This is a genomic window from Rhizobium sp. BK060 (assembly GCF_014193145.1).
Taxonomy (GTDB): domain Bacteria; phylum Pseudomonadota; class Alphaproteobacteria; order Rhizobiales; family Rhizobiaceae; genus Rhizobium.
The window spans coordinates 1-21,443 of sequence record NZ_JACHYW010000043.1 but is presented as its reverse complement, the minus strand read 5'-3'; the positions used below and the strand labels follow the sequence as shown (position 1 = coordinate 21,443).

Sequence of the window (21,443 nt, the reverse complement as noted above, 5' to 3'; positions counted from 1 at the left end):
TCGTCTGCGGCGAGCATCCGCCAGATCGGCTGCGGTGCGATCGACGCAAGCGGTTCATGCCGGTTCGGGACCTGCCGAATTCAAGAGGCTGCCTCTCGCATTCTTGCTCTACCCGATGCGGTGGCGATGTTCGATTTTGCGGCAATCGACAAACCGATCGTGGAATTTCGAACGAAAGGGCACTCACATGCTGAAGTTGTCAATCGGAACCCTGCTTGCGGCCGCAGCGGCTTTTACACCTATGTCGCTGGGGCATGCTGCAGCCGCCGAGCGAAAAAACCAGGCCAGCATCAGCTTCCTCGACGTTGGCAAGGGCATCACGCTGAGGAGAATGGTGGTGCGGGCACCGGACCCGAAGGGGACGGTCCTCTTCCTGCACGGGTTTCCCGAAACCCTATTTGTCTGGAAGGAGATCTCGGCTGCACTCAGCGACGACTTCGAAGTGCATGCCTTCGACTGGCCAGGGTTTGGACAATCGACGCGACCCGCTGTCGAGAAATTCTCCTACTCACCCACAGCCTACGCGGAGGTGCTGAACGCTTATATCGAGAAAGCCGGCATCGATCGATCGAATCTTACGATCTACGCCACGGACATCGGTGCCCTTCCTGCGCTGCTTTTGGCAGTCGACGAACCGGATATTGCCAGGAGCATCATCGTCGGCGACTTTGCGCCGTTCAACCGGCCCGAATACATGTTCGACAGTCTGCAGAGCCTGAAGGCCGAGCCTTCGGCCTCACAGGTGCGCGCGCACATGAACGAGACCAGCGCCGAGATTCTGGCGAATGCCTACAGGCGAGGTCTTTCAAAGGAAGAGCAGTTCGACCTGCCCGAAGACGTCCAGAAAGACATGGTCCGTGGCTGGAGCCACGGGGCTTTGACCTCGGCTGATGCCTTCTATTACTATTATGCAAAGTTCACGCGGGATGAGGATTTCCTCGAGGCAAATCTGGACAAGCTCAAGACCCCAATCAAGGTAGTCTGGGGCGAGAAGGACCTCTACATCAGAAAGGAAATGGGCGCCGAGTTGGCCAAGCGGATCGATGCGAAACTCGATATATTGGGTGGCCTCGGGCATTACCCGCATTTGCAGAAGCCAGAGCAGACCGTTGAGGAAGTGCGCGCCTCATTCCGGTGAGACGGTAGCACTCGCGAGGTCGGCACCATAACTTCTGCAGGCCGCCCGAAGCCGCGGCAGGGTCCAGTCGATGAATGAACGCACCTTCGAGGCGAGTAGACCTTGGCGCGAATAGACGATGTGGATTGGCCCTGGTGGGCCGGCGTATTCATCCAGGATCGGCACAAGCGCGCCCGACGCCAACTCGTCGGCAACCTGGTAGTCGAAAAGCCGTGCAATACCCGCTCCGCTGAGCGCGGCGGCGACACAGTTCGCCGCAGTGTTGACCTCCACCCGATGGCGGGGGACGGATTCAATCGATGCGCCATCGACGTCGAATGTCCAGAAGAATGTCCGCTTGTTGAAAATGATGCCGTCGTGGTTTGCCAGGTCGCCGGGATGCTCGGGACGTCCACTCCGCTTCAGATAAGTCGGGCTGGCGCAGGTGAGCAGCCGGAATTCGCCAGCCTTCACCGCATAGAGGGAACTGTCCGCAAGTTTGCCGAGCCTGATGGCGATATCCACTTGCTCACCGACCAAGTGAACCGTGCGGTCGAGCGACAGCAGGTTCAACGAGACCTCTGGGTGTTGCTGTATGAATTCCAGCGCGATCGGCAACACGTAGCGGCGCCCGAACTCCACGGGCATCGTAATTGTCAGGGTCCCGCGAGGGGTGTGATATTCCCCGGAGGCACGGCGCTCGGCCTCCTCAAGATCTGCCATGATTTTCCGCGCGGCTTCGACATAGTCGCGCCCGGCATCCGTCAGCTGCAGGTTCCGACTTGTGCGGATGATGAGATTTGCGCCGAGCTGCCGTTCCAGATCGGCGACTTTGCGGCTGACGCTGGGCAACGGCGCGTTCAGCACCCGACTGCCGGCCGACAAACTGCCGGCGTCGACCACCGCAAGCAACACACGCATGGCATCAAATCTGTCCATCGGACACCGCGGCTAGCGTTTGTCTTTGTCGAAGCCAAATCGGCTCGGAGGATTGAACACGTTTGACGGCTCCCTGTCACCTGCGAGAGAGCGATACGATTGCCTTTAGCCAGCCTGAGAGAGCCAGGGAGTTCCCAATCCGCGTTTATGGCGTCACAGTCCGTCGTCGGTCGAAGGGCGTCCTCGTGGCGCTCGACGTAAAGAAAAGGCCAGCCAGCTTGGGAAAGATTGCGACAGTCAAAGCCGAGGGCTTCGAAGGCCGGCTTCATCTCAGTCTCAATATACTGGTCGAGCATCGGCGCGATCAGGGTTCTGTCTCTCCGTCGGCATCGCGACCCGTCGCACCAGATCCTTCCGCTGGCAATGGTGCCGTTGCTCGCCGCGGCTTCCGTCGCAGTTGACTACGCCAATGCCGGTTTCGAGGCTGACAAGCTGCAGGAGGCATTGGATAGCGCCGCGCTCAGCGCGGTCCGGCTTTACGGCGAGGGCCAAACCGAGGCGGAAGCCACTCGGCGTCGCCGATCGAAACCTGGTTGGACATCGAAGAGGCCAACTATCAGGGTGCATCTGAAGAATGGGAGGAGGCGGATTACGAGGGGGATGCACCAGTCCGGGGTTTCAGGTGCAACTGGGATTCTGCAAAGAAGGGTTGGCGGGAGGGGCGATCCAAGATCCACTGCCTAATCGCCCAGCGGCGACGGCGAGCAAGATCGTTTTCATTGTGGAATCTTCTGCTGTTGTTGACCGCTCTGCGGCCCGTCGCGGTGACTTGCGTCGTCGGGAAAGATTGGCGGGGCTACCGAAAGGACGACGACATACGAGATTGTGCCGCCGCCTCAGCGCCCGCTGATTCGCCACGATGGCGTCCCGCGGATGCGATGTCTTCGGCCCGGGAGTGACGCGGTTTCAAGGCAACTCGCGCGTGGAGCGCTCGTTGTAGTTCGTCTATCCTTCGACGGCCAATCGCGCACGGAGTTGGTCGATGGCACGCTGGAAGACTGCCGGATCGTCCAATGCCCGAGACAGAACAATCGCTCCCTGGATGGCGAGAACGGCGTCTTCCGAGAGGAGGCGCGCCTGCTCAGCGTCACGGCCTTGCCGGACGAGCGCTGATTGCAACGCGTCCACCCAGGATACGAAGTAACCCCGGATGGCCTGCGCGAAGAGGTCTCGGGTGTTGGCGACAGCCAACGCACCGACGAGACAGACACGCCTGCCCGACCTGAAGTATTTCGCAGTTTCATCGAGCATTGCAGTGATGGCGGCATCGGCATCGGTCCCGTCTCGCAGGGGGGAATAGACGGAATCCTCGAACCATTGTTCAATCTCGGCAAGCACAGCCTGCACCATCTCCTCCTTCCCGTTCGGGAAGAAGTGGTACAGACTGCCCTTGCCAAGGCCGGTGGCCTTGCCGATCAAGGCAAGGCTTGCACCTTCGTATCCATGTTCGCGAAATACTTCGGCCAAGGAGGCGATGGCGTCGGATCTTTCAGCGACCATGCGGGCCATGATTAGAGACCCAGATCGCTGAGGCCGGGATGGTCATCCGGATGGCGGCCGAGCGGCCAATGGTACAGCCGATCGCTTTCAGCAATCGGCATTTCGTTGATGGATGCGTGGCGGTGTGCCATCAGGCCGTCCTCTGCGAATTCCCAGTTCTCGTTACCATACGCGCGGAACCACTGCCCGTTGTCGTCGCGATATTCGTAAGCGTACCGTACAGCGATGCGGTTGCCGGTGAAAGCCCAGAGCTCCTTGATGAGGCGGTATTCATGCTCCTTGTTCCACTTACGCGTCAGAAATGCCTGGGCTTCTTCGCGGTTGGTCGCGAATTCTACGCGGTTCCGCCAGCGGGTGTCGACAGTGTAGGCGAGGGCGACCTTGGCGGCATCGCGGCTGTTCCAGCCATCTTCGGCCAGACGGACCTTTTCAATTGCAGTTTCGCGGGTGAACGGGGGAAGAGGAGGACGTGACATGTTGATATTCCTTTGTAAATCGTTTTGGTGTACTGTTCGGTAAAGACTTTACTGATTGGTACAGTAGCTACGGTGATTTTGGGTGTCAACCTGTTTTTTGCGGTGTCGCGAAATTTTTTTAAGGGCGTTTCTCCGGCTCGAACCGCGGGCGACGCGGCTGAAGCTGACTGAATATCTGCAGAACGTGCGCGTCATGAAGGCGCGGCAGTTGCTTGAGACGACGAACGGTTCGGTCGAGAGCATTGCCTGGGCAGTCGGCTATCGGGATCCGGCAGCATTCCGTAAGGTGTTTGGCCGGTTGACGGGCGCGAGGCCAAACGTCTATCGCGGCGATGCGCGACTGTGATCGTATCGGTAATGTGGTGCCCTGCTGGCCGTCAGCAGAGGACGATCATCTGCAACGGGCATGGGTCTGCCAAGCACCATCGCCTCCATTGTACATGGTGCGGCGAGGCCGGTTTTATTCGACTTCATCAGCGAAACGCATAGGGGCCATCGAAACCGTGCTGGCTACGGGTCTCGGTTCATCACCATAACGGATCGCAAACCTGCGTCGGGCACGCCTTGACGGGTGCCAGCATCCATAACGACAGAACGCGCCAGTGCGGGCGGGCACTGGCGAGATCGATCACAAGGGGGGGTGGCGCTTAAAGGCCGAGATCGCTCAGCGAGGGATGGTTGTCCGGACGCCGGCCAAGCGGCCAATGATATTTGCGATCCGCCTCGGCGATCGGCATCTCATTGATGCTGGCGTGCCGGTGTGACATCAACCCGTCTTCGGCAAAAAGCCAGTTTTCGTTGCCGTAGGCGCGAAACCACTGCCCGCTGTCGTCGCAATACTCGTAGGTATAACGCACCGCGATGCGGTTGTCCGTAAAGGCCCACAGTTCCTTGATGAGCCGGTATTCGTGTTCCTTGTTCCACTTGTGGTAAATCCGCATATGTTTGCGCCTGAGAATGCCTCGCAACGGGAAAAGTGTTTTATTTTCAATTGTTTATAGGATCGACTTTGGAGCCTGATTCAAAGTTGGTCGTTTCTCCGCGGTAGGTGTGATCCTGGATTTAGCACGATAACCTTCCTCTTGGAGCTAAACGCAAAAAAAAGGCCCGCCGAAGCGAGCCTGGGAGATGCCGGATTTGTCGAAGAAAGGTGCTATTTACCCTTGAACCTGCGAACCTCGATCGGTGCGTTCAACACTTCCGAGCGGAGGAAGTAGCGGCTAACATTGCCACAATTGTCGTAGATCGGTCGTACACCAATTTTGGCAAAAAGATCCAAGATTGTAATCGGACGAGTTCCATGCAGCGCGGCCACTTCGGAGACGAGAATGTGATCCTTTTGGAAGCGATCCATCGACTCCACTGTTACTGCCAACTGTGGGCGACCGTTCATCGGATTGTTAATCTCGACTGTGTCGAGCAGCCCAAGATTGATCAGGTAGCCGTCGACGATGAAATCAAGGATGCCATGAAGGACGTAGTCTGGACCGTTTTTTCAGGATCTGCGGAGATGCCTCAAGCTGCTTCCTGAGTTCGCTGTGGCCGCGATCTGATCCGTGGCGAACGGAGATGATGTGATGACGTCCGACGAAGATCGAGGTCTCGCCGTATTCGATCTCATCGCCGTCGAGGTGGGCGGTTTTCGCGACCACGAAGATCTGGTCATCATAGACGTCCACCTTCGGCACCTGCCTTGCGTTGAGGGCGTCCTCGACGGCAAGAGGGTGCAGATGAAACGCCTTCTGAAGAGAACCAAGTTCGTCGGCGCTCGGATCATGGAGGCCGATCCAGACAAACTCGTCCGTCGCGTCGGTGGCCCTTGGATCTTCAAGAGAGACGGCTTCGGCTCGGCGGCCATTTCTGTAGAGGAATGCTGCAACGACGCTCACGAACGATCCTTCACGCACCGGGTTATGCATCGTTGGAACGGCAAGACATCGTTGTCCAGTTATCTAGGGTGCCTTGTGCAGCTCGCGTGGCGCAGTCCGCGCTGGTCCTGCGAGGTGACGCTGAAGCAGCTCATCCCGGAGGCTGGGGCTGCGGCAGCTCTTCGGACGCCATGAAGGCTGCGTAAAGGCTTGCGGAGTCCTCCGCGTTTCGCATCGCCGAAATAATCGCGGTGTGATGACCCTTTCGGGCGATCGTCGCGAGCACTTTCAAATAATCTGAACGCCATTCCTCACCAAACACCAGTAGGAATATCAGGTCGACTGGGGCTTCGTCGATAGCATCAAAATCAAGCGGACGAGAGAGTTGGAAAATGAAGCCGCGAGGGGGACCCAGCTCGGGCAACGCTGCGTGCGGCACGGCAATCCCTTTGCCGATGCCGGTCGATCCAAGTAACTCCCGCTTTTCGAGGACGCCGAGGAGTGAAGTAGCGTCCACTCCCAGCGCCTCGGAAGCTTTCGTGGCGGCGACGTGCAGCGCCTTGGCTTTTGTTTGCGACGGGGCGCCGACAAAAACGTCGCTTGGAAGGAAGATGTTCGTAAGGTCCATTATCATGTCATCTATATCGATCATTTTGGTGGTTGCCAGGCGTGTCTACGCGCATCAGTCCGGTTCACGCAATCGATATCCCACACCGGTCTCCGTCGTGATGTACTGCGGTTGATCGGGGAACTTTTCGACCTTCTGACGCAGTTGCCGGACGTAGACACGAAGGTACTGGACATCGGCAGTCGGTCCCCAGACCTGCTTCAAGACAAACTGGTGCGTCAGCACCTTGCCAGCGTGCTGCGCAAGGACGCGGAGAATGTCGTATTCCTTCGGAGAGAGTTTAATCTCGATACCGTCCACTCTGACGATGCGCTTGACGAGATCCATCGTCAGCCCTCCGGTCTGAAATATCGCCCGTTCACCTTGTTGCTGAAGGCGGTGGCGAAGCGCTACGCCGATGCGTGCAACGAGCTCATTGATTCCAAAAGGTTTGGTAACATAGTCGTCCGCGCCGGTCTCAAGCGCTTTGACGATGCCGATCTCGTCCGTCCGACTTGATAGAATGACGACTGGGGTAAGCACCCCGGCATGTCGCCATTCCTGCAGAAGGTCATAGCCGGGTTTGTCTGGCAAGCCGAGGTCGAGGATGATGAGATCGGGCTGATGCTGCTTCAGGTATTCGGTTGCCTCGAAAGCGTCGGATGCCTCCGCCACTGTATATCCTTGCGCGGAAAGGCCGACGCGAAGAAGTTTACGGATCGGCGGCTCGTCGTCGACGACAAGGATGTTGATAGCTGCGCCTGTCATTTGAATTCATCCAGTTTGGGAATATCGTTCGTTTTCGGAAGGCGAATGGTGAAGATGGCTCCCGTTCTGTCGTTGCGGTTCTCTGCCGAAATTGTGCCACCCATGGCTTCAACGAAACCACGGCAGATGGAAAGGCCGAGGCCGGTTCCCGCTCGTACCTGGTCGCCCTTGCGCACTCTGTAGAAAGTGTCGAAAACCCGTTCAAGATCGGCGGGTGGAATCCCTTGGCCCTCGTCGGACACTTGGATAAAAACGTTGTAGGCATTCGACCAGCCATTGATCCTGATCGTAGAGTTTTCAGGAGCGTATTTTGTCGCGTTGTCGAGCAGGTTGAACAGAACCTGTTCAAGCAACACGGGGTCGACGAGAACCATCGGCAGATCAGAGGCGATGCTCATTTCAGTCTTATGGTGCGCAAGTATCTTGGCACTTCGCCGGAGAGCGCTGCCGGCGATATCGCCAATGAAGTGCGGTGCGGTGTTCGGCTCCATCGCTCCGGATTCCAGTCGCGTCATATCGAGCAGATTGGCGATGAAACGATTGAGCCGCTCGGATTCATCGACGATCGTCGAGAGCAGATCGATGCGATCTTCCGCTGGCATCGATTCCAGGTATTCGCGTAGCGCTCCAGCAGCGCCCAATATGGCCGCGAGCGGCGTCTTGAGGTCATGGGAGATCGATGTGAGCAGCGCCGAGCGCAAGCGATCGGCTTCCACCGCGAGCTTAGCGCGATCGACGTCCGCAACGAGCTGGATGCGTTCTATCGCCAACGCGGCTTGATCGGCGAGCGCGTCGAGCAGGCGTTGCTGCTCTGGCGTTAGCAGCGGTCCGTCGCGGCGGTCGCTATCGAGACCGATCACGCCGACAGCGGAGCGCCCGGTTCTAAGCGGCACGTAGAGTCGTTTGGCTCCAGGCAGGGTGTCGGCACCGCGGCCGGCGGCATGATTGTGCTCCCAAGCCCAGCGGGCAGCGGCGATATCGGCGTCGTCAAGCGTATCATCCGGAGGATAACCGGCCTTGACCGCGATGGTGCCTTCTTCCGGCAGGAGCAGCACGACGCGGACCTTGAGCATCGAGGCCAATTGGAATGCCGTGGCCCACAAAACATCATCAAGCGTGCCGGTGCCGGCCAGTTTCTTGGAAAACAGGTAGAGGTCTTCCGTCGTTCTGGCGCGATGCCGGGCGGCGGCGGCCTGGCGCTGCACGGTCGCTGTCAGATTGCTGGCGATGACGGCTACTCCAAGAAAGAAGAATAGCGCGAGTACGCTTTCCGGATCGCTGATCGTGAGCGTGTAGCGGGGCGGCAGGAAGAAGAAGTTGAAGGCGAGAGCCCCGAGGAGCGACGAATAGAGCGCGGGCCGCAAACCGTGAAGGACGGCCGATGTCAAGACCGCCATCAAGAAGACGAGGGCGAGGTTGCGGACATCAAGCACCTGATCGAGGACCACGCCGACCAGAAGTGCCACGGCCACGTAGGCGGTTGCGCGCGCGTAGGCCCTGAAATCCAACGTGGACGAAACAGCGGCGGTGCCAATACCTCGCGAAGTCGCGGCGTCCTTCTCGCTGCCCGATATGACGTGGACGCTTATCTCACCAGCCTCCCGGATCAATTCATCCGCGACAGACCGTCCCCACGACTTCCACCAGGCGGTCCTCGCAGGCGCGCCAATGACAATATGAGTGACGTTGTTGGCGGCGGCGTGACGTAGGAGTTCCTCGGAAGCTTCGCGTCCGGGAAGCGTGATCGCTTCGCCGCCAAGCTGTTCTGCGAGGCGGAGGGTGGCCGCCACACTGTCGCGTTGCGCCTCGGTGAGGTTGATCGAATGATTAGTCTCGACGTAGACCGCAGCCCAGGGCGCCCGAAGGCGCGAGGCCATACGCGAGGCATACCGTACCAGCGACGCCGATCGCGCCTGATGGTCGACCGACACCAAGACGCGATCGCTTGCCGCCCAGGGGCCGGAAATCGCGTTGGCCTGCATGTGGGTCAGAAGCTGGTCATCGACACGCTGGGCGGTCTTTCGCAACGCCAGTTCGCGCAGCGCCGTCAGGTTGCCGGGGGTGAAGTAGTTCGTCAGCGCCCGCTCGGCGGTCCCTGACATGTAGACCTTGCCGTCATGCAGCCGCTTGATGAGATCGTCTGGTGTCAGGTCGATGATCTCGATATCGTCCGCGAGGTCGATGATTGAATCGGGGACCGTCTCTCTCACGCGAATTCGGGTGATCTGCGAGACGACATCGTTCAGGCTCTCGACATGCTGGATGTTCAGCGTCGAATAGACGTCGAAACCGCGGTCGAGCAGTTCCTTGACGTCGAGATAGCGCTTTGGGTGGCGGCTACCTTCGGCGTTGGTATGCGCTAGTTCGTCGACGAGAACAAGGTCGGGTTTCCGGGCAAGGATCGCGTCGAGATCCATTTCGTCGAGCGACCGGCCCTTGTATTCGACGGCCACACGCGGAACGATCTCGTAGCCCGACACAAGCGCTTGTGTCTCCTTACGGCCATGCGTCTCGACCACACCGATGACGACATCGACACCGTCAGCGACCTTGGCGCGGCCTGAGACGAGCATCTCATACGTCTTGCCGACCCCCGGTGCGGCGCCCAAGAATATCTTGAGGCGACCGCGCGTCTCGGAACGAGCCTTTTCCAACAGAGCATCGGGCGAAGGTCTTATTGATAGATCGCGGTCGCTAATGGACATCATGTGTTCCTTCTGTCTGCCCGGTGCCGGTGAGGCTCCGGGCGTCATTTACTGTGTTGCGGCAGCGTCGAGTGACATGTTCAATGCGAGAACATTCACGGTCGGCTCGCCGAGAATGCCGAGTTCGGGGTGATCGATGGCAGCATCGACAATCGCCTTCAGCTTGGCTTCATCCGTGCCGCGGGCCTTGGCAACGCGTGGTATCTGGAAGTAGGCAGCTTCAGGTGAAATATGCGGGTCGAGGCCGCTGCCCGAGGCTGTCACCAGATCGATCGGGACCTCCGCATTGGGATTGGTCGCCTTGGCTGCCTCGTAGTCTGTCTTCACGCGATCGAGCAGCTTCTGGCTCGTCGGACCGAGGTTCGAGCCGCTCGAGCTGGCGGCATTGTAACCGTCGCCGGCTGCCGAAGGACGCCCATGGAAGTACTTGTCACTGGTGAAGCCCTGACCGATCAGCGTCGAGCCGATCACGGTGCCGTCCTTCTCGACTAGACTGCCGTTGGCCTGCGTCGGAAAGATCGCTTGTGCCACGCCAGTCATGGCGAGAGGATAGACGAGACCGGTGATGGCGGTTGTAGCAACAATCATCACGATTGCGGGGCGAAGCTGGTTCAGCATTGTCGTGAACTCCTAGGATTCAATTGAGGTATGGAGCCGGACGCGGTGCGTCCGGCATCAGACTTATGCGAGGCCAAGGGCTGCGACGACCATGTCGATCGCCTTGATGCCGATGAACGGGACGATGATGCCGCCGACGCCGTAGATCAGAAGATTGCGTGACAACAACGCGCCGGCACCGATCGGACGATAACGCACGCCCTTCAGCGATAGCGGGATCAACGCGATGATAATCAAGGCGTTGAAGATGATCGCCGACAGGATGGCGCTCTGCGGCGTCGAAAGACCCATGATGTTCAGCACGCCGAGTTGCGGATAGAAGGTCAGGAACATCGCCGGGATGATGGCGAAGTACTTGGCGATGTCGTTGGCGATCGAAAACGTCGTCAGCGCGCCGCGGGTCATCAGCAACTGCTTGCCAATCTCGACGATCTCGATCAGCTTGGTCGGGTCGCTGTCGAGGTCCACCATGTTGCCGGCTTCGCGGGCTGCGACCGTGCCGGTGTTCATGGCGACGCCGACATCGGCCTGAGCGAGAGCGGGCGCGTCGTTGGTGCCATCACCGCACATGGCGACGAGCTTGCCCTTGGCCTGTTCCTCACGCATCAGGGCCAACTTCATTTCCGGCGTCGCCTGGGCAAGAAAGTCGTCGACCCCCGCCTCAGCAGCAATGGCTGCCGCAGTCAGCGGGTTGTCACCAGTGATCATCACGGTGCGGATGCCCATGCGGCGCAGCTCGGCGAACCGCTCGCGGATGCCGCCCTTGACGATATCCTTGAGCTGGATGACGCCGAGCAACTTGCCGTCGCGGGCAACGGCGAGCGGTGTTCCACCAGACTTCGCGATTTCGTCGGCAATGGCCTGCAACTCACGTGCAACGTCGTTGTTGACCTGCAGCGCGACGACGGCGTTGCCCGAAACAGATGCGGAGCTGGAGCCAACGTAGGTGAGTACAGCGTCAACCGCGCCCTTGCGGATCGACGAGCCCTCGACATCGACGCCGCTCATCCGGGTCTGAGCCGTGAAGGGTACGAAATGCGCCTTCAGGCTTGCCATGTCGCGGCCGCGGATTGCGTATTTCTCCTTGGCGAGCACGACGATCGAGCGGCCTTCTGGCGTTTCATCGGCAAGCGATGCGAGCTGGGCCGCATCGGCCAGATCCTGTTCGGAAACGCCTCGTACCGGTCGGAAGGCAGTCGCCTGGCGGTTGCCAAGCGTGATCGTGCCCGTCTTGTCGAGAAGCAGCGTATCAATGTCGCCCGCGGCTTCCACGGCGCGACCGGACATGGCAAGCACGTTGAAGCGCACGAGACGGTCCATGCCCGCAATGCCGATCGCCGAGAGAAGCGCGCCGATCGTCGTCGGGATCAGCGTCACAAAGAGGGCAACGAGTACGATGATCGGGATCGACCCGCCGGCATAGGCGGCAAAGCTCGGGATCGTCGCCGTGGCCAACACGAAGATCAGCGTCATTCCGGCGAGCAGAATGTTGAGCGCGATCTCGTTCGGCGTCTTCTGGCGTTCAGCGCCCTCGACCAGCGCGATCATCCGGTCGATGAAGGTCGAGCCCGCCGCAGCGGTGATGCGGACGCGGATTTCGTCGGACAGCACTTGCGTGCCACCCGTGACAGCCGAGCGGTCGCCGCCGGACTCGCGGATGACCGGAGCAGACTCGCCGGTAATTGCGGCTTCGTTGACGGAAGCGACGCCCTCGATCACTTCTCCGTCTGACGGGATGATGTCTCCGGCTTCGACGAGGACGAGATCACCAACCTTGAGGCTGGTTCCGGGTACCATTTTGTAATCGGTGCGACTGCCGTTGGTTAGAAGCTTTGCCTGCGTTTCCGTCCGCGACTTGCGCAAAGACTCAGCCTGGGCCTTGCCGCGACCTTCGGCGACAGCTTCCGCGAAGTTGGCGAAGAGCACCGTGAACCAGAGCCAGAGATTGACCTGGAAAGAGAAACCAAGATTTCCGTTGCCGACAGCAAGGTCGCGCAGAAACAGTACGGTGGTCAGCGCCGAGACCGTGGCGACGACAAACATGACGGGGTTTCTTGCAAGTGCCCGAGGGTTGAGCTTTTTAAAGGCGGCGCCCACGGCCGGAATGAGAATGCGACTATCCATGATACTCGCGGATTTTGCCTGGCTCATAAGAGACTCCAGCTTTAGAAAGAGGACAACAGGATCGGTTAAGTCCGATCAGCCAAATAAAATTCTGTAGGCGCACAGCATGAGAAAAAGTGCGGCCATCATTATCAGGATGATGTCCGTGCCCCGTGCTTGGCGCTCTCGCTCGCGTCCCGGCGAACCGGGACGCGAGCGGAATGAATCCCGCAATTTGTGGCGGAGGATCATTGCTTCACCTCAGAAAGTCTGTCCGGCGATCATGACCAGATGCTCTATGATCGGGCCGAGAGCCAGCGCTGGGAAGAAGGTCAGGCCGCCAACAATCAGGATCGTACCGACGAGAAGGCCGACGAAGAGTGGGCCATCAGTCGGGAATGTGCCGGCGGAAGCGGGAACCGTCTTCTTGGTGACCAACGAGCCTGCGATTGCGAGAGCCGGAATGATGACCAGAAAGCGCCCCATCAGCATGCCGATGCCGAGCGTGATGTTGTACCAGGGCGTGTTGCCCGTCAGCCCACCGAAAGCCGAGCCGTTGTTCGCCGCAGCGGACGTATAGGCATAGAGAATTTCGGAGAAGCCGTGCGGACCCGCCGTACCGACCGACGCGACAGCCGATGGAAGCACGGTGGCGATCGCGGTGAAGACGAGCATCGCGAGCGGCAGGCACAGGATAGCGAGCACGGCCATTTTCATTTCCTTGGCTTCGATCTTCTTGCCGAGATATTCCGGCGTACGACCAACCATCAAACCTGCGACAAAGACGGCGACGATGATGAAGAGCAGGATGCCGTAGAAGCCTGCGCCGACGCCGCCGACGATGACTTCGCCAAGCTGCATGTTGATCAGCGGGATAAGGCCGCCGAGCGCCGTGAAGCTGCCGTGCATGGCGTTGACCGCGCCGCACGAGGCGGCCGTTGTGATCACCGCGAAGAGCGAGGACATGGCGACGCCGAAGCGGACTTCCTTGCCTTCCATGTTGCCACCGCCAAGGCCGAAGGCGTGCATCAGTGGGTTGCCGGCAGCTTCCGCCCAGTAGGTGACGATGACGCCGGCGATCAACAGTACGCCCATTGAGGCCAGGATCGCCCAGCCTTGACGCTGATTGCCGACCATGCGGCCGAAGACATTGGTCAGCGCCGCACCAATTGCAAAGATCGTGACCATTTGGATGAGGTTCGAGATCGCGTCCGGGTTCTCGAAGGGATGGGCGGAGTTGGCGTTGAAGAAGCCGCCGCCGTTGGTGCCTAACATCTTGATCGCGAGCTGTGAGGCGACCGGGCCGAGGGCAATCGTCTGCTGTGCACCTTCAAGCGTCGTCGCGTTGACGTAAGGACCGAGAGTTTGCGGAACACCAAGATAAACGTAAGCCAGCGTGAGAACGATGCAGAGCGGTAGGAGGATGTAGAGCGTGCAACGGGTCATATCGACCCAAAAATTGCCGACGGCCTTACCGGAAGCGCGCGCGAAGGCGCGAATGAAAGCCACTGCGATTGCAATGCCCGTCGCTGCCGATGCAAAATTCTGGACGGTTAAGCCAGCCATCTGCGTCAGATACGACATCGTGCTTTCGCCGCCGTAGTTCTGCCAGTTCGTATTGGTCGGAAAGCTGACAGCGGTGTTGAAGGAAAGCTCCGGTGGAACGGCGGCCATACCGGCTGGATTGTAAGGCAGCATGCCCTGCAGGCGAAGGAGCGCGTAAAGGACGAGCACACCGAACAGGTTGAACATCAGCATGGCGAAGGCATAGGAGGTCCAATGCTGCTCCTCGCGCTCGCTGGTGCCGGCGATGCGGTAAAGCCCCCGTTCGATCGGAACGAGGACCGGTGACAGGAATGTGCGCTCGCCATTGAAGACACGCGTCATGTAACCGCCGAGCGGCTTGACGAGCACGATGATGATCCCGCAGTAGAGCAGAATCTGAAGCCATCCGTTGAGGGTCATGGGAGGTAACTTTCAGTACGGGCAGCTTCGATTAGAAGCGCTCGGGGCGAATGAGGGCGTAGGTGAGATAAACGGTCAAAAACACCGTCACCGCACCGCTCAGGAAATAGTCGAAAATCATGGCGAGGTTCCTCGGTTCAGAGAGTGTCGCAGGCCTTGGTGTAGGCAAAGCACAGTGCGAAAAAGATCACGGCGATGCCGAGCAGAACGATGTCCATCATCGGGCGCATATCCTTCCAGACGTTTGAAAACGGTGAGGCAAATGGGCGAGCCTCGACCGGCAAAGGACGTTTCCCCGCCATGGTGTTATGCGCCTGATCCGGATAAAGGTTCGAGATGCGAGGCAATCGGTATAAATAAAAAAGTTATAAAGAATGTCGGCTACGGCAGCGTGCGAAACGACCGTGGGCCTATAGAGGCGCGACACCGAAGCCGGCATGAGGCTCACTACGAGATTCCTATAGGCGCGTCGTCATCCTCCAATGGAAATCCTACCCGTTCCAGACCTAGATGAACGACGGTCGCTGGGCCCCTGAAATCTCGCGCAGTCGCCGGTGCGTCCGTGCATGCCGTGCACATGGTCTTCGAGGGATTCAAATGAGAGAAGTAATGCCAAATCTTGCAGTGCCTCAGGGCGCTATCACGTCATTGGTGACTCCCTTCCGATCGGATCTGGTTGATCAACGCGGCCTGGAGCTTCTCGTTGATCGCCAGGTCCTCGGCGGCGTTGACGGGCTGCTCGTGTGCGATCCGACCGGGGAAGGGACCTCGCTGTCGGAGGACGAGCGAGATGCCGTCGTCAGGACTGCTGTCGCGGCGGCTCGCAATCGCGTTCCCGTCATCGCAGCCACCGGGACGAATTCTACATCGACGACGATCGAGCAGACGCTCCACGCCGCCGAGCTCGGCGCCGCGGCCGCTTTGGTGACCGTTCCCTATTATTCGAAGCCGGGCCAACGAGGGATCGTTCACCACTTCGAAGAGGTCGCGACCCGGACAAAAGTTCCAATCATCGTCGACGTGGACCCTAACAGGACGGCGAGCCCACTCGGCCTCAGCGCCCTGACCGAGTTGGCGAACATGCCGAACATTGTCGGCCTCAAGCATTGCGACGGGGACATAGCGTCCTTCGCCGCGATGCCTCCTGGTCTGAAGCACCGCTTCATCCAGTATGGAGGTCATGACCTGACGGCACTTGCGTTTCTAATCGCCGGGGGCTCGTCTGTAATTTCCCGCACGAGCAACATCACCCCCCAGCTTGTCAGTTCCATGCAAAAGGCGGCGTCCGGGCAGAATATCTGTGCGGCGCTTTTGATACAGAAGCGATTGGCACCCCTGGTGGCGGCGATAGGTGACAGCGGCGCACCGACGATCAAGCACGCGCTGTCGTTAATGACCGGGTGCAGTGCGGACGTACGGCTTCCGCTCGTGCCCGCGGAACCTGAGGAGTGCCACGCTATAGCCGCTGCGCTGGCACCCTACCTTGCGTCGGAGACCACCTTCAACATCAGGCGCCACGCGCAGATATGGGCCTGATTCCTATGGGATTTCGATTTTCTGAGCGGCCCAGTCCAATGGAACCCATATCCGGACTCGCTTACATTGACCGCGTTGCATTGCCGTGTCGGCGACCGCTTCACGACCATCGGAAAGGATTTTGAGATGGCACGCATTAATCGGGTTTCCCGCGAAACGGACCCGCTCCAATGGCATAACGCCCCTGTTTCCGCTCAGCAGAATATCGAGGCGCGCTTTATGATCGGCCGCGACCGTATGGGCCGCTGGATCGTCAAGGACAGGGAGGGGAATGTCGGGGGAATGTTTGTCAATGAATCGGCCGCGCTGCATTTTGCGCGCGAAGCGGCTGACTATGACGTTTCTCAGGTCTGCAAAGCTCCTGAGGGGCAGATCTTGGAACTTGGGATTCTCTCGGGTATCCGCACGCAGATTATTCACTAAGATCGGTTCCGGAACGGGCGCCGCCGCCAGCCCCTGCACTCTACGCATCGTGTTGTACTGGACTGCGTCCCCTCGACGTCCCTGTCCAGCGGTGAAGAGAAGTTCGACCCGATACAGGCGTCGACAACAGTTCATGGAACGGGCGACCGTAGGCCGCCACAGTGGCACGCCATGCTGGCGCCGAACTCGCAAGACTGGCACCTTTTCCCTGGCCCGACAGGCCATCCATCTGGGCTTCGTGCCGCGGCCGAAAATTCGTTTCACTTCGCCATGGAACACCTGCTCGCGCTCGAGGTCTTCGAGCGGAAGTCGGACCACGCTACGGTCGAAGTTTCCGGAACGGCGATCTTCCTCGCCAGCGCCCCGGACATGACACCCGGCGTCCTCCTGCATAATCTGAGACACATTCGCATGCTCGACGAGCGCAACGTGATCCTGAGCGTCCAAACGCTTCACCAAAATCCAGCTCCTCTTTGGCTTCATGGAGGATCAGAAAATATCCGCCGCGTTGCCGCTCTGCCGCAAGGCCGGCTTCGACTTCGAGATCATGTCGACGTCGTTCTATGTCGGGAGGCGAAAGCTGGTCGGAGATCCGAATACGGGTCTGCCGCATTGGCAGGACAAGCTGTTCATCGCCATGGCCGGCTTCGCCATCGATCCTTCGGACTACTTCCAGCTTCCGGCTAACCGCGTCGTGGAGCTCGGCGAGCAGATAGTGATCTGAGGTCGTCGTTGCATCCGTACATCTTGTCAGTCAAACTATCGCGGAAACTGTAAAGGCGGGTTGGAGTTGTTGTTTCGATATCTGAAGGATCGGAACCGGGATCGCGTCCCGGTCAAGGTTCTGCTCTGGCGCGATATCGTATAGGGCACCGTCGTCAATCTCGTCTTCGTCGGCCTTGCGCTTCTGACCATATACCATGGCTATCCCGACTGGCTGGCGGTCGCGGTGTTCTTTCTGCCGATGCCGTTCAACATTTTCCTCTGGTCTGGGGTCTGGCGTGCAGCCGCGCAGGTCTCCGGCATTGCTGCATGGATCGTCCGTGTACTCGGCACGGGCCGGCTGGCCGCGACCGTCGTCGTCTGATTTTCTTCCCACCCTCTTCGCAGGAAAGCTCCGCTTTGGTTCTGGAAATCTCGATCGTCATCCTTCTCACCATCGTCAATGGCGTACTCGCCATGTCGGAGCTTGCGGTCGTTTCCGCCCGACCGGCGCGGCTCAAGGTGCTCGCCGACCAGGGGAGCCGCGGCGCCCGCCAGGCCTTGCGACTTGCCGACAATCCAGCAAAGTTCCTTCCACCGTGATCGAGGCCGTTTGAAGGTCGCCGCATCACATGGTCCTGGTCTTCGACGAGTACGGTCACTTCGAAGGGGTGATCACGTCCGGCGATTTTCTGGAATCGATCATGGGCGTGTTTGGAGACGAAAGTGCAGACGAGCAGGCGATCAAGCGACGGGACGACGAAACCTACCTCGTCTCGGGATGGACGCCTATCGACGAGTTCGCGGATTCATGAACTTTCCGAAGGAGGACGACGTCGAATACCAGACCGTCGCCGGACTGGTGTTGGAAGAACTCAAGCACATTCATGATCTCGGGGAGTCTTTCGTCAAGAACGGCTGGCGCTTCGAGGTCATCGACCTAGACGGCCGCCGGGTCGACAAGGTGCTCGTCAGCGCCGATAAGGATGTCGGTCAGACCGGAGGCTGATTTTCGGACGATAGTCCGCATCCGCTGTTGACGCTTTCGGGTAGAAGGGAAGCATTGATGAAGAGGTTCGTAATCGCCCTGACGATCATAGTTGCGCTTCTCGCGGTGGCTGCGTCCTACCTCCTGCCGGAGATAGCGCAGAGAGCTGTGCCGACCGCCACCACGCCTGCCGAGTGAGCGGTATTGGGATTCACGGCTCCCCAACGCCACCGGGTATCAGGTAAAGACGCACTCGATTTGGCCAAGCGGGCCGAAGTCGGCTGCTAGATGCTGGCCTGCCCAGACCTGAAGAATTTTCGTGCACGAGCCAGTTGCGATGACGTCGTTCGGCTCGAGTTGTCGGCCCTTTGCTGCAAGCTCGGCGGCGAGCCAGGCGACAGCGTTCAAGGGATCGCCCATGACCGACGTCGCCTTTCCCGAAAAGACGGTCTGCTTGAACAGAAACGTCGTCACGTCGATCTTGGCGACATCGCCAAGCCGTACGTCCGGAGCCGGATCGCCGCAGATCGTTGCGACATGTAGGCCGAAGTCGGCAATCGCCGCATAGTCGCCATTGAATGTCCGGCGAGTCCGGCGGCCGATGATCCCAATGGCCGGTCGACAGGCCAGGATGGCGTCGCTGGCAGTTCTACTGTCGATGAGCTCGCCCGCCTCGGAATAGGATCGGCGCATGGTGAACACGAACTCGCACTGGACCCCGATCGTTTCTGGCGGAAGTCGGAACTCCTTTACCCCTTCAAGAAGATAGGACGCGGGAATCTCCGAATAGATTGGGGTGGTCAAACCCAACGTCTGACGTGAGGCGTCGCTTGTACCGATAATGGCATAGCCCTTTCGCTCGAAGCCCAGGGCTTCCTGCGCGATCGACTGGATGTCGTATGCCTCCTTTTCCGAGGCAATCAGGTTTAAAGGAAGATCGCAGACGTCTTCACGGCGTCGACTCTTGGCGAGGATGTCGCCGGTTGCGTCCTTGAGTTCGAAATACATCTTCGGGCTCCAATTCCTGAGATTGGCTGTGACGTGAAGATGGTCTTTCGCGCGTTAGGTGTCCATGCGAACGCGAGCTCGTGGAAATCAAAATCCCATAGTGGCACCAGGTTCCGATGGCCACGCTTATACGATACTTATAAATCTCACCTCGCTCCCACATGGAATTCAAATCCAACACAGCCCACTTCTGTCTGTTAGGAGGATTTGCTCATGTCCTTGGATAGTGAACTTTCCCACTCCGAAGGTGGCGTCGCGGCGAAGCCGAAGGTTGACAGTGACCTTGGCCTTTCAGAAATACCATCCCCAGTCCAATATCTCGCCTCTTTGATCATGGCGGGAATGGCCACGGCAATCGCCGCCGGCTTTGACCGCTATGAGACAATTCCGAACCTGTCGCTGATCTACGTCCTGCCTGTCGTCGTCAGCAGCGTCGCATTCGGTCTTGGTCCGGCATTGTTTTCCGCGCTTATCGGAGCCCTTGCCTACAACTTCTTCTTCACCGAGCCCCGTTTTTCGCTTGCGGTAGCGGACACAGCCAACATCTGGGCTATTGCGCTGCTCTTCGTCGTCGGCTGCATAACCAGCACCATTGTATCGACGAAACGGCACGACAAAGCGGAGCTTGACCGCTTCCGTCTACACCAGGACAAACTCAAGATTTACGCGCGTCAGATGATTGCAGCGACCTCCGCAGAGCAAGCGAAAGACCTCACGCGTTCAACCCTGGCGGAGATTCTCCAGGCTCCGGTCGCCCTCGTTTACGCGGGCGGCGACAACGTGAAGGTCGACGGCGAGGCAAACCTAACCGAAGTGGAAATAGATGCGGCGAGAGCGGCATCTGCGTCGAACGCGATGGTGGCTGCGGGTGTCTACCCCTTTGACAAATCCCGCTTCGATTTCTGGCCGGTCCAAGCGACTGTTGACGAGACGATTGTCATTGGTGTTGCATTCAGTCCGGAGCGTCGTCCGGCAAATCCTGATGCGACCATGGAGACCGTCGCGCTGATCCTCGCTGCAACGATTGATCGCTACAAGGTATAGGCCGGCGCCGGATGAGCACACCCCACGCGAAGCGTATCGAGCTTCGCGATCACGTAAAGCTCCCGGAGAGGCACCGGCGGGCTTTCATGCAGTTCCTATTTGCGGCAGCTCTTCGCCGTATCGATTTCATACGCGCGACGATGCAGATTCGTTCCGCTGAATATCTGGTGGAGACATGAATGTTCGGTCGCGTCGTGCGGTCCGATGGGCGCCAGTGGAGGAGGCGTTCACGCCCTATCGCGCGCGCTGCCGTTCATACCAGTCCAAGCGCCCCTCGCGGCTGCTAACAAGGGTCCAAGCGGCCGGTTTTTTGCATTCGCGTTCTCTAGATGTTCTCGCCATCGCGTCCTGCCGGCATAATCCGCGCGGCGCCTGCCACGGAAGAACCATCCGGAATACAGACAGATAAGAAAGAGCACAAAGTGGACCGTGCCACGCACAGCGCTGAGCTCAGGCGACTGGACCGCGCTGGTCCACATCAGCGGGATCGGGATCTTCGCGAAGTAGAAGTAGAATTGCATCCCGCTGCTGACGAAGAACGCGCCGGCAAGGAATTTGCGGTACTCGCGGTATCGCATCGCGACGTAGAGTGTCGGCAGCCCAATCACGATGATCGCGGCAACAAGATATGGAAGCATGGGCCTTATCCTGGGCTCGCGCTTGCCGCCCGCCCGTTCTTCTACATATTCGGCAGATGCCGAACATATCAAACAAGGTGGGCGAGGACGAGCGGCGCTTCGTGGCGGACGTGGCTCGGCCGCTCGCGCAAATGGGGCGTACCACCCGTCGCCGCCCGGCTCTATGGGCGTCCGCTTCTCTGTCCTAACTCCGTCGGCCTCGACCAGATCACCGAGGATCTTGGGATCGGCAAGAGCAGCGCGCGAATGGCCGCTCGGTTGCTGGAGAGCTCCACGCTGTCGCGCCGCCATCATGCCCCAGGTGGGAGGAGCATGAAATGGGCCTCGTTCTAAATCTTATCGTCCAGACAATCGTCTGGTTCGGCCTCATGGGCGCGATCATCTTCGGTGCTGCAGGAACGATAGACTACACCGGCGGGTGGCTCTATCTGGGCGTGA

General features: G+C 59.2%; 20 protein-coding genes and 6 pseudogenes. 10 read left to right on the top strand and 16 right to left on the bottom strand.

Annotation, left to right across the window (positions count from 1 at the left end; genetic code table 11):
- The first annotated feature begins 187 nt into the window (after positions 1 to 187).
- Positions 188 to 1,138 (top strand): alpha/beta hydrolase, encoded by a 951-nt coding sequence (locus tag FHT71_RS29565; RefSeq protein WP_132594722.1) that lies wholly within the window; start codon positions 188 to 190, stop codon positions 1,136 to 1,138.
- Here the strand turns inward: FHT71_RS29565 and FHT71_RS29560 are convergent.
- Together FHT71_RS29560 and FHT71_RS32035 are read right to left on the bottom strand one after the other, a co-directional pair.
- A complete protein-coding gene (locus FHT71_RS29560) occupies positions 1,127 to 2,056 on the bottom strand; it encodes a LysR substrate-binding domain-containing protein (RefSeq protein WP_132594720.1) in 930 nt (309 codons plus the stop codon). The genes FHT71_RS29565 and FHT71_RS29560 overlap by 12 nt on opposite strands.
- Positions 2,057 to 2,220: 164 nt before the next feature.
- A pseudogene (locus tag FHT71_RS32035) lies at positions 2,221 to 2,467 on the bottom strand (hypothetical protein); the annotation flags it as partial.
- Between FHT71_RS32035 and FHT71_RS32395 the strand changes: the two are divergent.
- The gene (locus FHT71_RS32395) at positions 2,420 to 2,740 is read left to right on the top strand and encodes a Tad domain-containing protein (protein ID WP_246699408.1); all 321 of its coding nucleotides are present in this window, start codon (positions 2,420 to 2,422) and stop codon (positions 2,738 to 2,740) included. The pseudogene FHT71_RS32035 and the gene FHT71_RS32395 sit on opposite strands and share 48 nt — an antisense overlap.
- A 261-nt stretch (positions 2,741 to 3,001) precedes the next feature.
- Here FHT71_RS32395 and FHT71_RS29550 read toward each other — a convergent pair whose 3' ends face one another.
- Positions 3,002 to 3,565, bottom strand: coding sequence for a TetR/AcrR family transcriptional regulator (locus FHT71_RS29550; protein ID WP_132594718.1), 564 nt, complete (start codon positions 3,563 to 3,565; stop codon positions 3,002 to 3,004).
- Between the two features lie 2 nt (positions 3,566 to 3,567).
- Positions 3,568 to 4,032 (bottom strand): DUF1348 family protein, encoded by a 465-nt coding sequence (locus FHT71_RS29545; protein ID WP_183723100.1) that lies wholly within the window; start codon positions 4,030 to 4,032, stop codon positions 3,568 to 3,570.
- Positions 4,033 to 4,177: 145 nt separating this feature from the next.
- On the opposite strand from FHT71_RS29545, the pseudogene FHT71_RS29540 reads away from it, so the two are divergent.
- Positions 4,178 to 4,378, top strand: a pseudogene (locus tag FHT71_RS29540) (helix-turn-helix domain-containing protein); the annotation flags it as partial.
- A 301-nt stretch (positions 4,379 to 4,679) separates the two neighbouring features.
- On the opposite strand, the pseudogene FHT71_RS29535 reads toward FHT71_RS29540, so the two are convergent.
- The 10 genes and pseudogenes from FHT71_RS29535 to FHT71_RS29490 all read right to left on the bottom strand — a co-directional run.
- A pseudogene (locus tag FHT71_RS29535) lies at positions 4,680 to 4,958 on the bottom strand (DUF1348 family protein); the annotation flags it as partial.
- Positions 4,959 to 5,437: 479 nt separating this feature from the next.
- Positions 5,438 to 5,921: pseudogene (locus FHT71_RS32030) on the bottom strand (CorA family divalent cation transporter); the annotation flags it as partial.
- 130 nt (positions 5,922 to 6,051) lie between these two features.
- Positions 6,052 to 6,552 carry a PTS sugar transporter subunit IIA gene (locus FHT71_RS29525; RefSeq protein ID WP_246718111.1) on the bottom strand — a complete coding sequence of 167 codons (501 nt, stop codon included), beginning with the start codon at positions 6,550 to 6,552 and terminating at the stop codon, positions 6,052 to 6,054.
- Positions 6,553 to 6,582: 30 nt separating this feature from the next.
- On the bottom strand, positions 6,583 to 7,275 hold the full coding sequence (locus FHT71_RS29520) for a response regulator transcription factor (protein ID WP_132594714.1): 693 nt from the start codon (positions 7,273 to 7,275) through the stop codon (positions 6,583 to 6,585).
- Positions 7,272 to 9,980: a sensor histidine kinase KdpD gene (locus tag FHT71_RS29515; protein WP_183723098.1), complete on the bottom strand. Its 2,709-nt coding sequence runs from the start codon at positions 9,978 to 9,980 to the stop codon at positions 7,272 to 7,274. The genes FHT71_RS29520 and FHT71_RS29515 overlap by 4 nt, the downstream gene beginning before the upstream one ends.
- Positions 9,981 to 10,028: 48 nt before the next feature.
- Positions 10,029 to 10,598: a potassium-transporting ATPase subunit KdpC gene (kdpC, locus tag FHT71_RS29510; RefSeq protein WP_132594712.1), complete on the bottom strand. Its 570-nt coding sequence runs from the start codon at positions 10,596 to 10,598 to the stop codon at positions 10,029 to 10,031.
- Positions 10,599 to 10,661: 63 nt separating this feature from the next.
- Complete coding sequence (gene kdpB, locus FHT71_RS29505) at positions 10,662 to 12,749, bottom strand: potassium-transporting ATPase subunit KdpB (RefSeq protein ID WP_132594710.1); 2,088 nt, start codon at positions 12,747 to 12,749, stop codon at positions 10,662 to 10,664.
- 213 nt (positions 12,750 to 12,962) lie between these two features.
- Positions 12,963 to 14,666, bottom strand: a complete 1,704-nt coding sequence (kdpA, locus tag FHT71_RS29500; RefSeq protein WP_132594708.1) for a potassium-transporting ATPase subunit KdpA — start codon at positions 14,664 to 14,666, stop codon at positions 12,963 to 12,965.
- Positions 14,667 to 14,697: 31 nt separating this feature from the next.
- Positions 14,698 to 14,787, bottom strand: coding sequence for a K(+)-transporting ATPase subunit F (locus tag FHT71_RS29495; protein WP_037068191.1), 90 nt, complete (start codon positions 14,785 to 14,787; stop codon positions 14,698 to 14,700).
- Positions 14,788 to 14,803: 16 nt separating this feature from the next.
- The gene (locus FHT71_RS29490) at positions 14,804 to 14,968 is read right to left on the bottom strand and encodes a hypothetical protein (protein ID WP_165933208.1); all 165 of its coding nucleotides are present in this window, start codon (positions 14,966 to 14,968) and stop codon (positions 14,804 to 14,806) included.
- Between the two features lie 307 nt (positions 14,969 to 15,275).
- Between FHT71_RS29490 and dapA the strand changes: the two genes are divergently transcribed.
- The 6 genes and pseudogenes from dapA to FHT71_RS32015 all read left to right on the top strand — a co-directional run.
- Complete coding sequence (gene dapA / locus FHT71_RS29485; protein ID WP_132594706.1) at positions 15,276 to 16,202, top strand: 4-hydroxy-tetrahydrodipicolinate synthase; 927 nt, start codon at positions 15,276 to 15,278, stop codon at positions 16,200 to 16,202.
- Positions 16,203 to 16,268: 66 nt separating this feature from the next.
- Positions 16,269 to 16,625 (top strand): hypothetical protein, encoded by a 357-nt coding sequence (locus FHT71_RS32390; protein WP_348632845.1) that lies wholly within the window; start codon positions 16,269 to 16,271, stop codon positions 16,623 to 16,625.
- A gap of 300 nt (positions 16,626 to 16,925) precedes the next feature.
- Positions 16,926 to 17,349 (top strand): annotated as a pseudogene (trkD, locus tag FHT71_RS29475) (potassium transporter Kup); the annotation flags it as partial.
- 225 nt (positions 17,350 to 17,574) lie between these two features.
- Positions 17,575 to 17,712: a hypothetical protein gene (locus FHT71_RS32025; protein ID WP_245505581.1), complete on the top strand. Its 138-nt coding sequence runs from the start codon at positions 17,575 to 17,577 to the stop codon at positions 17,710 to 17,712.
- Complete coding sequence (locus FHT71_RS32385; RefSeq protein ID WP_348632844.1) at positions 17,658 to 17,930, top strand: CNNM domain-containing protein; 273 nt, start codon at positions 17,658 to 17,660, stop codon at positions 17,928 to 17,930. Before FHT71_RS32025 ends, FHT71_RS32385 begins: the two co-directional genes overlap by 55 nt.
- Positions 17,927 to 18,336 (top strand): annotated as a pseudogene (locus tag FHT71_RS32015) (transporter associated domain-containing protein); the annotation flags it as partial. The gene FHT71_RS32385 and the pseudogene FHT71_RS32015, both read left to right, overlap by 4 nt.
- A 216-nt stretch (positions 18,337 to 18,552) precedes the next feature.
- Here the strand turns inward: FHT71_RS32015 and FHT71_RS29465 are convergent.
- Complete coding sequence (locus tag FHT71_RS29465; protein ID WP_183723096.1) at positions 18,553 to 19,323, bottom strand: hydratase; 771 nt, start codon at positions 19,321 to 19,323, stop codon at positions 18,553 to 18,555.
- A gap of 213 nt (positions 19,324 to 19,536) precedes the next feature.
- On the opposite strand from FHT71_RS29465, the gene FHT71_RS29460 reads away from it, so the two are divergent.
- Positions 19,537 to 20,367: a DUF4118 domain-containing protein gene (locus tag FHT71_RS29460; RefSeq protein ID WP_165933209.1), complete on the top strand. Its 831-nt coding sequence runs from the start codon at positions 19,537 to 19,539 to the stop codon at positions 20,365 to 20,367.
- 227 nt (positions 20,368 to 20,594) lie between these two features.
- Here the strand turns inward: FHT71_RS29460 and FHT71_RS29455 are convergent, their stop codons facing one another.
- Positions 20,595 to 21,005 carry a hypothetical protein gene (locus FHT71_RS29455; protein ID WP_183723094.1) on the bottom strand — a complete coding sequence of 137 codons (411 nt, stop codon included), beginning with the start codon at positions 21,003 to 21,005 and terminating at the stop codon, positions 20,595 to 20,597.
- Positions 21,006 to 21,443 lie beyond the last annotated feature (438 nt).

Bases quoted from the DNA above. Each gene is read 5' to 3' on its own strand.
- FHT71_RS29560 (WP_132594720.1), bottom strand. From the start codon at position 2,056: ATGGACAGATTTGATGCCATGCGTGTGTTGCTTGCGGTGGTCGACGCC.
- FHT71_RS29550 (WP_132594718.1), bottom strand. From the start codon at position 3,565: ATGGCCCGCATGGTCGCTGAAAGATCCGACGCCATCGCCTCCTTGGCC.
- FHT71_RS29515 (WP_183723098.1), bottom strand. From the start codon at position 9,980: ATGTCCATTAGCGACCGCGATCTATCAATAAGACCTTCGCCCGATGCT.
- kdpB (WP_132594710.1), bottom strand. From the start codon at position 12,749: ATGAGCCAGGCAAAATCCGCGAGTATCATGGATAGTCGCATTCTCATT.
- FHT71_RS29520 (WP_132594714.1), bottom strand. From the start codon at position 7,275: ATGACAGGCGCAGCTATCAACATCCTTGTCGTCGACGACGAGCCGCCG.
- FHT71_RS29455 (WP_183723094.1), bottom strand. From the start codon at position 21,005: ATGCTTCCATATCTTGTTGCCGCGATCATCGTGATTGGGCTGCCGACA.
- FHT71_RS29545 (WP_183723100.1), bottom strand. From the start codon at position 4,032: ATGTCACGTCCTCCTCTTCCCCCGTTCACCCGCGAAACTGCAATTGAA.
- kdpC (WP_132594712.1), bottom strand. From the start codon at position 10,598: ATGCTGAACCAGCTTCGCCCCGCAATCGTGATGATTGTTGCTACAACC.
- FHT71_RS29460 (WP_165933209.1), top strand. From the start codon at position 19,537: ATGTCCTTGGATAGTGAACTTTCCCACTCCGAAGGTGGCGTCGCGGCG.
- FHT71_RS29465 (WP_183723096.1), bottom strand. From the start codon at position 19,323: ATGTATTTCGAACTCAAGGACGCAACCGGCGACATCCTCGCCAAGAGT.
- FHT71_RS29565 (WP_132594722.1), top strand. From the start codon at position 188: ATGCTGAAGTTGTCAATCGGAACCCTGCTTGCGGCCGCAGCGGCTTTT.
- FHT71_RS29495 (WP_037068191.1), bottom strand. From the start codon at position 14,787: ATGATTTTCGACTATTTCCTGAGCGGTGCGGTGACGGTGTTTTTGACC.
- kdpA (WP_132594708.1), bottom strand. From the start codon at position 14,666: ATGACCCTCAACGGATGGCTTCAGATTCTGCTCTACTGCGGGATCATC.
- FHT71_RS29490 (WP_165933208.1), bottom strand. From the start codon at position 14,968: ATGGCGGGGAAACGTCCTTTGCCGGTCGAGGCTCGCCCATTTGCCTCA.
- FHT71_RS29525 (WP_246718111.1), bottom strand. From the start codon at position 6,552: ATGATCGATATAGATGACATGATAATGGACCTTACGAACATCTTCCTT.
- dapA (WP_132594706.1), top strand. From the start codon at position 15,276: ATGCCAAATCTTGCAGTGCCTCAGGGCGCTATCACGTCATTGGTGACT.
- FHT71_RS32385 (WP_348632844.1), top strand. From the start codon at position 17,658: ATGGATCGTCCGTGTACTCGGCACGGGCCGGCTGGCCGCGACCGTCGT.
- FHT71_RS32395 (WP_246699408.1), top strand. From the start codon at position 2,420: ATGGTGCCGTTGCTCGCCGCGGCTTCCGTCGCAGTTGACTACGCCAAT.